Genomic DNA, 10,735 nt, shown 5'->3' on the forward strand with positions numbered 1-10,735 from the left:
ACCGTCGACGCCGAGGGACAGGCGGCGCTTCGGACCCATATCGTCGAGATCGGGGACTGAGCGGAAAGTTTTAAGACTTCTTTGCCCGGCGGCGCGCTTTTTTGATCGCGTGGTAGGCGTCCTCAAGGACGGGAAGGACCGCTTCATCCTTCTTTCTTCCCAGCGCTTTCTTGCTCTTGATGATCTGCTCGAGCGGCAGAACTCGCAGCGTGAGAGGACCAACGCGGACCAAGCGACTCCGTTTGTACTCCTGTTCAAAGCGTCCCAGGCCGTGCATGGACACGACGAGGTCGAGCAGGTCCAGACCGTCTCCTCCGATTTGCGGCGGATTGGGGCCGAAGGGCGGCACAAAGAATCCTTTCACGTCCTTGAGTGCCTCACGAAATCGGGAATCGTTCAAATCTTCGATCCAAAGATCGATGTCCTGAGTCACGACAGGGGCCCCCTGGAGTGTCGCTGCGGACAGGCCTACGACGAGAAACGGCACCTTATGGCGCTGCAATGCCTTGAAAAAGGCGGCCTCTTTATCCGTGAAGGGGGAGTTTTTTTGCACGGGTCAGGGCGATTTTGAGACGTTCGGCGGGCGGCTTCGTCAAGAGCAAGAGCGTGTGATAAATGACACTGCGATCCGCCCCGGGATACCGTCGGCAGACAGCCTCTGTCCGTCGCCGGAGCCTCATGATTTTTTGGAGTCCTTGTTTTCGGCCAGCCACAAAGAAAGACTATCGTGCCGCATTCATTGGGTCAATCGGCGATGTCGGTGGAATCTTTCATTTCCATTGACGGGTGAACGATCGTTCACCTATGATTTCATTGTGAAGCCACGTCCCATCCGACCCCCCAACTCTCAAGCCTTGCAGAAGATCCGCTCCTTTCAGGCGCGGTGGGGGCGGATGCCCTCCTACTCGGAGCTTCAGGACCTCTTCCAATTCGCCTCCAAGAACGCCGCCTATAAGTTGGCGAAAAGACTGATCTCCGAGGGTCATCTCCAGGCCGACGAGACGGGGCGGCTCAAGTCCCGGTGGGTCCTGCCCTTCGCGGGGCAGGTGGTGGCGGGGTTCCCGTCGCCGGCAGAGGAGGAGCTGGTCGACGTGATGAGCCTGGACCAGTATTTGATCCGGCGGCCCGAGGCGAGTTTTCTCCTCAAGGTCACCGGGGATTCGATGATCGAGGGGGGGATCCTGCCGGGCGATCTCGTCATCATCGAGAGGGGCAAGAGCCCCAAGTCCGGCGACATCGTGCTCGCGCAGATCGACCGGGAATGGACCCTCAAGTATTACAAGAAGGAGGGGAAGACGGTCTCCCTCGTCGCGGGCAATCCCAAGTATCCGGTCTTGCATCCCAAGGAGGAGCTGGTGGTGGCCGGCGTCGTCGGCGCCGTGGTGAGGAGGTACCGATGACCTGCGAACCGGTGCGGATCGATTCCTGGCCCCGCGGGATTTTGCATCTGGACGGAGACGGGTTCTTCGCCTCCATCGAGCAGGCCATCCATCCGGAGCTGAAGGGCCGCCCGGTGGTGACGGGGATCGAGCGGGGGATCGTGGCGGCGGCGAGCTATGAGGCCAAGGCCTACGGGGTCAAGCGCGGGGTGCCGCTCTCGGAGGTGAGAAAGCTCTGTCCCCAGTGCGTGATGCTGCCCTCCGACTACGAGACCTACAGCCTCTTTTCGAAAAGAATGTACGCCATCATGCGCGACTTCACGCCGGAGGTGGAGGAGTACTCCATCGACGAGGCCTTCGCGGACCTGACGGGGTTCCGCATGCTCTATCACTGCTCCTACGAGGAGATCGCGCGCCGGATGAAAATCCAGGTGGAGAAGGACCTGGGGATCACGGTCTCGGTGGGCCTGAGCCTCTCCAAGTCGCTCGCCAAGCTCTGCTCCAAGTTTAGAAAGCCCTCGGGGTTCACGGCGGTGCCGGGGCACCAGCTGCACATCCTCCTCGCCCGGACGCCCCTGGAGAAGGTGTGGGGGTTCGGGCCCAACAAAACGGCCTATTTGAACAAGCTGGGGTTGAAGACCGCCTACGACTACGTGAGGCTCTCGCGGGATTTCGTCAAAAGGCGTCTGGGCAAGATCGGGGTGGAGATCTGGAGCGAGCTGCAGGGGGAGTACGTCTACAAGATCGACGTGAACGCCAAGCAGGAGTATCAGTCCATCTGCAAGAGCAAGACCTTCCTGCCGCCCTCGCCGGATCCGGATTACGTGAAGGCCCAACTCTTGAGGAACCTGGAGAGCGCGTGCATCAAGGCGCGGCGGTATGATCTCGTCGCGGGGCGGATGACGGTCTATCTCAAGCGCCAGAACTTCACGACCGTGGGGCTCGAGGCGGTCTTGTCCCGGCCGACGGTGGCGACGCTCCAGCTCGCGCCCCTCGCGCGCGGGCTCTTCGAAAAAATCTTCGAGGGGGGGACGGAGTACCGCGCCACCGGCGTCGTCCTCTCGCATCTGGAAAAGGCGAAGCCGATCCAGTTCGGGTTGTTCGAGAATCCGCTCCAGGCGGTGAAGATCGAGGAGGCCTCCAAGGCGATCGACGCGATCAACGCGCATTACGGCAAGCACAGCATCTTCGTGGGCGACGCCTTGAAGCTCCAGGGCCGGCCCCGGGGGAAGAACGACATCCGGACCTACCGGCGGGACCATCTCCTGCCGGGGGAGACCGCGCGGAGGCACATCGGACTCCCGTTGCTTGCGGTCGATCCGGACAGTAGAATCATCGGCGCATGTGCGGACGCTACACCCAAACCGCCCCGTATCCTAAACTAGCCGACCGCTTCGGGCTGCCTTCCAAAGGTCCAAAGCTCAAACCCCGCTACAACATCGCCCCGACTCAAGACGTGCCCGTCATCGTGAAGGACCCGAACGGCGGGCCCCACCTGGAGATCATGCATTGGGGGCTCGTCCCGCACTGGGCGAAGGACCCGAAGGTTGGATACAAGATGATCAACGCGCGGGCCGAGACGTTGAAGGAAAAACCCTCCTTTCGCGCCCCGCTCCAGTCGCGGCGGTGCATCGTGCCGGCCACGGGGTTTTTCGAATGGAAGCGGGAGGGCGCCCGGAAGACGCCGATGTATTTTACCGCCGCGGACGGGGAGCCGCTGGGCCTGGCGGGGTTGTGGGAGACCTGGAAGACGCCGGACGGGGGGCTCCTGCGCTCCTTCACCATCATCACCACGGAGGCGAACGGGCTTCTGAAACCGATCCATGACCGGATGCCGGTTATTCTGGGACGGGAGGACGAGGCGGCGTGGATGGACGCGGGCGACGTCTCGGTCGAGTCTCTCCTCCGGATGCTCAAACCCTGCGCCGAGGGGCGTCTGACCGGCTACGCGGTGGGGACGCTGGTGAACTCGCCCAAGAACGATTCGGAGGCGTGCCTTTCACAAACAAAAACCCCGTCACCGCGAGGGATCACCTCGAGATGACGGGGTCGTGCGAAAACTAGGAATCCTTGAGATTCTTACTGACGCCGGAATTACCAGCGGCGATTTCCGCCGCCGCCACCGCCGCCGCCGAAGCCGCCGCGGTCGCCGCGTCCGCGGCCACCGCCGCCTCCGCCGCGTCCACCGAAGCCGCCGCCACCGCCGCCTTCGCGGGGGGCCATCGGACGGGCCTCATTGACGGTCAACGCGCGGCCTTCCAGGTCCTGGCCGCTGAATTTGCTGACGGCCGCCTGGGCCTCCTCATCGGTCGACATCTCGACGAAGCCGAAACCCTTGCTGCGGCCCGAGAACTTGTCCATGATGACCTGCGCGGATTCGACGGTTCCGGCCTGGGAGAACAGCTCCCGGAGCGTATCGTCGGTTGCGGAAAAGGGAAGGTTCCCTACGAATAACTTTCTACCCATGTTTACCTCCTAAGGGGGTTGTGGGTCGCCGCTAAAGAGGACATGAGCACTATGCTGCAGGACTCTAAGGCAGGCATTTTGATGGCTAAATACTCGCTTTATTTGACTAAAAGGTCAATATGAATCTTATTCTCGTCTTTCCCGATGATTTTGTTTCAAAATCGGTCGTCCGGCTGACCGACTACCGGGCCACGCACATCCGTGAGGTCCACCGGGCCCCGGTGGGCAAGACCCTGCGGGTCGGCCTCGCGGGAGGGGCCATCGGGGAGGGCAAGGTGACCCGGGTCGATGGAGACCTGGTCGAGATCGAGACCCGCATCCCGGAGGGCAGGCCGGAGACCCCCTCCCTCTCCCTCGTCTTGGCATTGCCCCGGCCTCAGACCTTGAAGAAGGTCCTGGAGGGGATCGGGGCCGCGGGGGTGAGGGATCTCATCCTCATCAACACCGAACGGGTTCAAAAGAGTTTTTTCAGTTCCCGTCTCCTGAAGGATGACGCCTGGATGCACCATTTGCGCCTCGGCATGGAGCAGGGGAGCAACACCTACCTGACGGAGGTCACGGTCCACGAGTCGTTCCGGACATTTTTTGAACAAGAGGGCCGCCTCCGGGACGCCGTCCTTCTCCTGACCCACCCGGCCACCGACCGGACGCTCTGGGACACGGAGCTCGCGCGCCCCCATCCGCGCGACCGGAGGATCGTCTGCGCCGTGGGGCCGGAGGGCGGCTGGCTCGAGGCGGAATTGGAGGAATTCAAGCGGCGCGGTTTTCAGGTGATCTCGCTCGGCCGAACGATCCACCGCGTGGAGAACGCCGTCATAACGCTCCTGGCCCAGTTGGACCTCTTGCTGGCGAAGTTCGGCGAATGACGATGCAGGGGCGACCCCTAACTACGGGTCTGCTTCGCTGACCGGGTGTTCGCCCTAGGGGTACAAGCGCTTCATCGACCAACCCCCGCCGGTCCGCGTGTAGAGAAACCGGTCGTGAAGGCGGTTGGGGCGTTCAATCCAGAATTCGACCGCGTCGGGAACGACGCGGTAGCCGCTCCAGTGGGCCGGGCGCGGGACGTCGCGGCCCTCGTATTTTTCCGAAAATTCCCCGAAGCGTTTTTCGAGGGTCTCCCGGGAGTCCAGGGGGGTGCTCTGAAACGACGCCCAGGCCCCGATTTGGCTCTCGCGGGGGCGCGTGCGGAAGTAGGCGTCGGCCTCGGCGTCCGAAACGCGCTCGGTCCGCCCCTGAATCCTCACCTGGCGGCGGAGGGGTTCCCAGTAAAAGGTCAAGGCGGCTTGAGGCCGCTTGGCCAGGGCGTGCGCCTTGGGGGATTCGAGATTGGTGTAGAAGACGAAGCCCGAGGCGTCGGCCTCCTTCAAGAGGATCATCCGGCCCTCCGGGAGGCCGTCCGGGCTCACCGTCGAAAGGCAGAAGGCCTCCGGCAGGGGAACGCCGGCGGCCGACGCTTCATCGAACCAGAGCTTGAATTGCCGAATCGGGTCCTTGTCCAAATCCCTACCCCAGGGCCTTCAGGACCTCGTCGTAGTGGACCTCGACGTCCACCTTCGGGAAGATTTTTTGGATCTTGCCGTCCGCGTCGATCAGGAAGGTCGTCCTTTCGATGCCCATGTAGGTCCGGCCGTACATGTTTTTTTCCTTCCAGACGCCGTAGTCCTGGACCGTCTTCTTGTCGGTATCGGCCAGCAGCGGAAAATTGAGATTGTATTTCTCCTTGAAGCGCCTGTGAGACTCCGTGTCGTCGACGCTGACGCCGTAAACGGCCGCTCCCAGGGCCTGGATCTGGGAGATCCCGTCGCGGAAGGCGCAGGCCTCCTTGGTGCAGCCGGGCGTGTCGTCCTTGGGATAGAAATAAAGGACGACCTTCTTTCCCCGCAGGTCGGAAAGCGAGACCCAATTCGCGTCGTCGGACTGGAGACGGAAGTCCGGAGCGGGGAGGCCCTCCGTGAGGGTCTTGACCGTCTCCTGGACGGCCACCTTCCGGGCGGCCGGTCTCATCGCCTTCTTGACGGTCCGTTTCCTGGCGACCCGCTTTTTCACCCTTTTCGCCCTTGTTTTCCTCATGGGCTTCTTCGTCATCGTCTTCTTTATCTTCATCTTCTTTTTCCGGGCCGGTTTCTTCCTGCGCGCCTTGGCCATAGAGCCTCCTGTCTTCGTTCGAGCGTTCGGACGGGCAAGCCTACTCCCTTCCCCTATTTTTTCAACAAATCCCGCAAGGCGGTTTCGAGGTCCGCGTGGCGGAAGGAATAACCGGAGGCCGTCAGCCGCGCGGGCACCACGCGGGCGCTGGCCAGGAGCAGGGCGTCGGCCATCTCGCCCAGGGCGAGCCGCGCCGCGAAGGCCGGCACCGGGAGGACCGTGGGGCGCCTCAAGACCCGTCCCAGGGTCCGGGTGAATTCGGCGTTCGTCGACGGTTGAGGCGCGACGGTGTTGACGGGGCCTTTCAGGGACGGCGTGTTCAGGGCGTGGAGGATCGCGCCGCAGACGTCCTCGATCGACACCCAGCTCCAGTATTGCCGCCCGCTCCCCACCACGCCGCCCAAGCCCATGCGAAAGGGCGGGAGCATCTTCCGGAGCGCGCCCCCCTCGCGGCTCAAGATGACGCCGATCCTCAAGGCCACCGTCCGGATGCCCTTCCTCTCGGCGGGCGCCGAGGCCTTTTCCCAGTCGGCGCAGACCTCCGCGAGGAATCCCGACCCGCCCGGGCTTTCCTCAGTCAGCACTTCGTTCCCGCGATTTCCGTAGAAGCCGATCGCCGAGGCGCAGACGAGGGTCTTGGGCGGGGTCTTGAGCTGGGCCAGGGTTTCCGCCAGGAGCCGCGTGCCGTTCACGCGGCTGTCGCGGATCTTTTTCTTCAGGGCCTCGTTCCAGCGGCCCCCCGCGATGTTCTCTCCGGCCAGGTGGACGGCGGCGTCCAGCCCCTCGATGGACATCGGGTCCAGCTTGCCGGCGTTCGGGTCCCAGGGGATGTCGGAGTCGCTGACGGGATTCCTGCGCACGAGACGCACGACGCGATGCCCGGCCGCGCGGAGCTTGGGGATGAGGGCCGTGCCGACCAGGCCGGTTGCGCCGGTAACGAGGATTTTCACCGCAGAATCTCCTTGAGGAAAGGCAGAAGTTTCGGATGATGCGCGAGCGCCTTCTTGACGAGGAAACGGATGTTCCGATGCCGCCTCGCGGTCTTGCGAACGATCCGGGGAACGTCCTGAACGGAGTGGCGGCCCGGAAAGAGCATGAGCGGAACGACGACGACCTCTTGGGCGCCCGAGTCGACGGCCTGTTCGAGGGCCTCGGGGATTGACGGGGCGGCGAGGTCCAAAAAGGCGCCGAAGAGTCTTTTTCGGGTGGAAGACCGGAGTTTGGCGACGACGCGAAGAAACGTCCGGTTGCCTTTCGCCTCGCGGCTCCCGTGGGCGATGATCACGTAGGCCTTGTCGTGTGCAGGAGACCTCATCAACCCTTACCTCGCCGCGAAGTGTGCCACATGGCTACGAAAAAAACGAGACGGACCGAATCATGGTCAAAGAAGACAGGATAAGAGATTATTCTTGCGTCTGTTCCAATTCAATTAATAAGAAGAACTGCAGGGGGCAAGAATATAACCAAAACCTAGGAGGACCTATGAGATCCCCAAGAATGTTTTACTTAGTGGCGTTCCTCGCTCTTCTGGCGGTTCCGGCCGGGGCCGCGGCACCGGTGTGCGGTGACGGCAACAATCAGGGCACGGAGGATTGCGACGACGGCAACCTGATCGACGGCGATGGATGCAGCGCCGCTTGCACCATCGAGACGGGCTGGGACTGCGACAAGGCGGATCCCAGCAACTGCGACCCGATCTGCGGCGATGCGACCGTGATCGGCACCGAGCAGTGCGACGACGGCAATACGGTCGACGGCGATTGCTGCAGCGCGACGTGCCAGTTCGAGGCCGCGGGCTCGCCCTGCGACGACGGGCTGATCTGTTCAACCTCCGACCAATGTGACGGCGCCGGGGTTTGCGCCGGCGCGGGTTCGACCTGCGGCGACGGAGTTCTCGATGACGTGAGTTGCGGCGAGGAGTGCGACGACAACAACACGACCGACGGCGACGGATGCAGCAGCATCTGCGTCATAGAGATCTGCGGCGACGGCTCCGTGAACAACAGCGGCGCAGAAGAATGCGACGACGGGAACACAACCGGCGACGATGGCTGTGACGCCACCTGCCAGTTGGAGTGCGGCAACGGCGCGATCAATGGCGCCGAGGAGTGCGACGACGGCAACGCGTCCGACAACGACGGCTGCGATTCGGTCTGCCAGTTGGAGTGCGGCAACGGCGCGATCGACGGGGTCGAGGAATGCGACGACGGGAATACCACCGGCGGCGACGGCTGCTCGGCGGATTGCAAGAATGAAAACGCTCCCGCCTGCGGCGACGGTATCCTGCAGGCCGGCGAAGACTGCGACGACGGGAATGTCACCGGCGGCGACGGCTGCTCGGCCACCTGCAAGAGCGAGGTAGCGGCCGTTTGCGGCGACGGAGCCATTGAGGGCACCGAGGAGTGCGACGACGGAGGAACGGTCGACGGCGACGGTTGCTCAAGCCTCTGCACGAACGAAGGCGCCCCCGCTTGCGGCGACAGCGTCCTCCAGGCGGGCGAGGAGTGCGATGACGGCAACGGGGATGACGGCGACGGCTGCTCCTCGGATTGCGTGATTGAGGCAGACGGCGGTGGCGGGGAAGACGGCGGCGGCGGCTGCAGCCTCATCCGCGAATAATCCATAACAACCGATCGGTCGAATGGTGTAGAAACGGGCGTCCGCCTCAGGCGGGCGCCCGTTTTTTATGAAGATCCTCGTCACCGGCGCGACCGGTTACATCGGCGGGCGTCTGGTCCCGCGCCTCTTGAAGCAAGGGCACGCCGTCCGGTGCCTGGCGCGGCGGCCGGAGGCCCTCTCGGGCAGGCCCTGGCCCGGCGCGGAGATCGTGGCCGGGGACGCCCTCGATCCCTCGACGCTCGCCGCGGCGCTCGCCGGGGTCGACGTGGCGTACTACCTGATCCATTCCATGACGGCGGGCGAGGAGGGGTTCGAGGACCGCGATCGGAAGGCCGCCCGCCATTTCGCCGACGCCGCGCGCGCCGCCGGCGTCAAGCGCATCATCTATCTCGGCGGTCTGGGCGTCCAAGGCGAGGCCCTCTCGCCGCACTTGAAGAGCCGCCAGGAGGTGGGGGAGATCCTGCGGTCGTCGGGCGTCCCCGTGACGGAATTCCGCGCCGCCATCATCGTCGGCTCCGGAAGCCTTTCCTTTGAAATGATCCGCGCCCTGGCCGAACGCCTGCCGGTGATGATCGGCCCCCAGTGGGTCATGAGCCGCTGCCAGCCGATCGCGATCCGGGACGTGCTGGCCTACCTCACGGCCGCCGCCGGGGAGCCTCGCGCGGCCGGGCGGGTCTTTGAGATCGGCGGGGCGGACGTCCTGACCTATCGGGACATGATGCTCGGCTACGCGAAGGTGAGGGGGCTTAAGAGGCGGCTCCTCCCCGTGCCCGTGCTGACGCCCCGCGTCTCCTCCTACTGGGTGGACCTGGTCACGCCCATTCCGGCGGCCCTCGCCCGCCCGCTCATCGAGGGGCTTAAGAACGACGTCGTCTGCGGCTCGCGGGAGGCCCTCGAAACCTTCGACATCCGTCCCATCGGCTACGAAGAGGCCGTCCGGCTCGCCCTGGAGCGGATCGAAGAAGGCGAGGTCGAGACCATTTGGTCGGGTTCCCAGTCCTCGTTGGAAGCGGTCCCCGCGCCGCCGCCGCTCCACCCGACGCTCCCTCACCTGGAAATGCGGGAGGGCATGATCCTGGAAAGACGCGAAACGGAGGTCGAGGCCCGGCCCGAGGCCGTCTTCCGGGTCTTTTCGGGGATCGGCGGAGAGCGCGGCTGGTTCTACATGGATTGGGTCTGGCGGCTGCGCGGATTTCTGGACCGTCTGGTGGGAGGCATCGGGATGCGGCGGGGACGCCGGAATCCGGACACCCTCAGGGCGGGGGACGCGCTCGACTTCTGGCGCGTGGAAGCGGTGCGCGAGAATCGCCTGCTTCGTCTCCGGGCCGAGATGAAGGTGCCCGGACGCGCCTGGCTTCAGTTCGAGGTGGTTCCGGAGTCGGGGTCCGAGGCCTCGGTGCTCTCTCAAACCGCTTATTTCGAGCCCAAGGGACTGGCTGGACTCCTCTATTGGGTTGTGTTGTATCCTTTTCATCGCCCGATTTTTTCCGGGCTGATCCGGGAGATCAAGAGGCGGAGCGAAGAAGCGTCCTCATGAAGGAGATCAAGGACATTTTGGAAAAGATCGCCTCGAGGCCCGAGGCTGAGGCGCGCTGGCTGAACACCCTCTCGCTCCTCGAGTACATCGGAGCACGCAAGATCGGAAAAACCTTCTCCAAGGCGCACCCCTCGCTCGATATCCTCCAGCACCATTCCGACGAAACGCGGCATGCCTACGCCTTCAAGCGCCTCGCGGTGATCGTCTCCGGCGGCGCCGACGCGGGTTATCTCTGTCCCGACGAAGCCGTCGATTATTTCCAGACCCTGGACAAGACGCTCACGGAATGGATCTCCAAGCTCACCTCCAAGATCGACTCCTACCAGAACTACCTCCTGGTCACCGCGGTGGTCGAGCGTCGGGCGATGAAGCTCTACCCGCTTTACCGCAAGATCACGCGGAACGGCTTCGTCCGCGACGAGCTCAAGCAGGTGGTGGAGGAGGAGACCAGCCACCGCCGGATGATCGAGGAGGACTGCCTCAAGATCCTCAACCGGAACGACGTGCCCGACTTTGAGGAGTGCGACAAGGTCGAGGAGGACCTCTTCGCCAAGTTCCAGGCCGCCGTCGCCTCCGCGATCTTCCGGGA

At 63.8% G+C, this 10,735-nt stretch carries 13 protein-coding genes; 7 read left to right on the forward strand and 6 right to left on the reverse strand.

Translation table 11 applies throughout. The features are described 5' to 3' along the window. Positions 1-70: 70 nt before the first annotated feature. Complete coding sequence (locus tag VLJ37_04675; protein HSA58960.1) at positions 71-553, reverse strand: hypothetical protein; 483 nt, start codon at positions 551-553, stop codon at positions 71-73. 301 nt (positions 554-854) lie between these two features. Here VLJ37_04675 and VLJ37_04680 point away from each other — a divergent pair, with 301 nt between their 5' ends. The 3 genes from VLJ37_04680 to VLJ37_04690 are packed head-to-tail and all read left to right on the forward strand — an operon-like array spanning position 855 to position 3,423. Next, a complete protein-coding gene (locus VLJ37_04680) occupies positions 855-1,400 on the forward strand; it encodes a S24 family peptidase (protein HSA58961.1) in 546 nt (181 codons plus the stop codon). Further along, positions 1,397-2,764, forward strand: coding sequence for a DNA polymerase IV (locus VLJ37_04685; GenBank protein HSA58962.1), 1,368 nt, complete (start codon positions 1,397-1,399; stop codon positions 2,762-2,764). The genes VLJ37_04680 and VLJ37_04685 overlap by 4 nt, the downstream gene beginning before the upstream one ends. Beyond that, on the forward strand, positions 2,722-3,423 hold the full coding sequence (locus VLJ37_04690; protein HSA58963.1) for an SOS response-associated peptidase: 702 nt from the start codon (positions 2,722-2,724) through the stop codon (positions 3,421-3,423). Before VLJ37_04685 ends, VLJ37_04690 begins: the two co-directional genes overlap by 43 nt. A 50-nt stretch (positions 3,424-3,473) precedes the next feature. Here the strand turns inward: VLJ37_04690 and VLJ37_04695 are convergent, their stop codons facing one another. Continuing rightward, a complete protein-coding gene (locus tag VLJ37_04695) occupies positions 3,474-3,845 on the reverse strand; it encodes an RNA-binding protein (protein ID HSA58964.1) in 372 nt (123 codons plus the stop codon). Positions 3,846-3,964: 119 nt separating this feature from the next. Here VLJ37_04695 and VLJ37_04700 point away from each other — a divergent pair, with 119 nt between their 5' ends. Further along, positions 3,965-4,711 (forward strand): RsmE family RNA methyltransferase, encoded by a 747-nt coding sequence (locus VLJ37_04700; protein HSA58965.1) that lies wholly within the window; start codon positions 3,965-3,967, stop codon positions 4,709-4,711. A 54-nt stretch (positions 4,712-4,765) separates the two neighbouring features. Here VLJ37_04700 and pdxH read toward each other — a convergent pair whose 3' ends face one another. Genes pdxH through VLJ37_04720 form a run of 4 tightly spaced genes read right to left on the reverse strand, consistent with a single transcriptional unit; the run spans position 4,766 to position 7,305 of the window. After that, complete coding sequence (gene pdxH / locus VLJ37_04705; GenBank protein ID HSA58966.1) at positions 4,766-5,344, reverse strand: pyridoxamine 5'-phosphate oxidase; 579 nt, start codon at positions 5,342-5,344, stop codon at positions 4,766-4,768. Positions 5,345-5,348: 4 nt separating this feature from the next. Continuing rightward, the gene (bcp, locus tag VLJ37_04710) at positions 5,349-5,990 is read right to left on the reverse strand and encodes a thioredoxin-dependent thiol peroxidase (GenBank protein HSA58967.1); all 642 of its coding nucleotides are present in this window, start codon (positions 5,988-5,990) and stop codon (positions 5,349-5,351) included. A 53-nt stretch (positions 5,991-6,043) separates the two neighbouring features. Beyond that, positions 6,044-6,940, reverse strand: a complete 897-nt coding sequence (locus tag VLJ37_04715) for a TIGR01777 family oxidoreductase (GenBank protein ID HSA58968.1) — start codon at positions 6,938-6,940, stop codon at positions 6,044-6,046. Beyond that, positions 6,937-7,305, reverse strand: coding sequence for a CbiX/SirB N-terminal domain-containing protein (locus tag VLJ37_04720; GenBank protein ID HSA58969.1), 369 nt, complete (start codon positions 7,303-7,305; stop codon positions 6,937-6,939). The genes VLJ37_04715 and VLJ37_04720 overlap by 4 nt, the downstream gene beginning before the upstream one ends. 167 nt (positions 7,306-7,472) lie before the next feature. Here VLJ37_04720 and VLJ37_04725 point away from each other — a divergent pair, with 167 nt between their 5' ends. From VLJ37_04725 to VLJ37_04735, 3 genes are all read left to right on the forward strand, one after another. Next, on the forward strand, positions 7,473-8,609 hold the full coding sequence (locus tag VLJ37_04725) for a DUF4215 domain-containing protein (GenBank protein ID HSA58970.1): 1,137 nt from the start codon (positions 7,473-7,475) through the stop codon (positions 8,607-8,609). A gap of 67 nt (positions 8,610-8,676) precedes the next feature. Continuing rightward, positions 8,677-10,146: an SDR family oxidoreductase gene (locus VLJ37_04730; GenBank protein ID HSA58971.1), complete on the forward strand. Its 1,470-nt coding sequence runs from the start codon at positions 8,677-8,679 to the stop codon at positions 10,144-10,146. Continuing rightward, positions 10,143-10,735 (forward strand): hypothetical protein (locus VLJ37_04735; GenBank protein HSA58972.1); only part of this gene is annotated, 593 nt, incomplete at its 3' end. The genes VLJ37_04730 and VLJ37_04735, both read left to right, overlap by 4 nt.

The sequence above is a fragment of the bacterium genome, from assembly GCA_035454885.1.
GTDB lineage: Bacteria > UBA10199 > UBA10199 > JACPAL01.

Coding starts and splice junctions, on each gene's coding strand:
- VLJ37_04685 (HSA58962.1), top strand. CDS start 1,397: ATGACCTGCGAACCGGTGCGGATCGATTCCTGGCCCCGCGGGATTTTG.
- VLJ37_04690 (HSA58963.1), top strand. CDS start 2,722: ATGTGCGGACGCTACACCCAAACCGCCCCGTATCCTAAACTAGCCGAC.
- VLJ37_04695 (HSA58964.1), bottom strand. CDS start 3,845: ATGGGTAGAAAGTTATTCGTAGGGAACCTTCCCTTTTCCGCAACCGAC.
- VLJ37_04700 (HSA58965.1), top strand. CDS start 3,965: ATGAATCTTATTCTCGTCTTTCCCGATGATTTTGTTTCAAAATCGGTC.
- bcp (HSA58967.1), bottom strand. CDS start 5,990: ATGGCCAAGGCGCGCAGGAAGAAACCGGCCCGGAAAAAGAAGATGAAG.
- VLJ37_04720 (HSA58969.1), bottom strand. CDS start 7,305: ATGAGGTCTCCTGCACACGACAAGGCCTACGTGATCATCGCCCACGGG.
- VLJ37_04725 (HSA58970.1), top strand. CDS start 7,473: ATGAGATCCCCAAGAATGTTTTACTTAGTGGCGTTCCTCGCTCTTCTG.
- VLJ37_04730 (HSA58971.1), top strand. CDS start 8,677: ATGAAGATCCTCGTCACCGGCGCGACCGGTTACATCGGCGGGCGTCTG.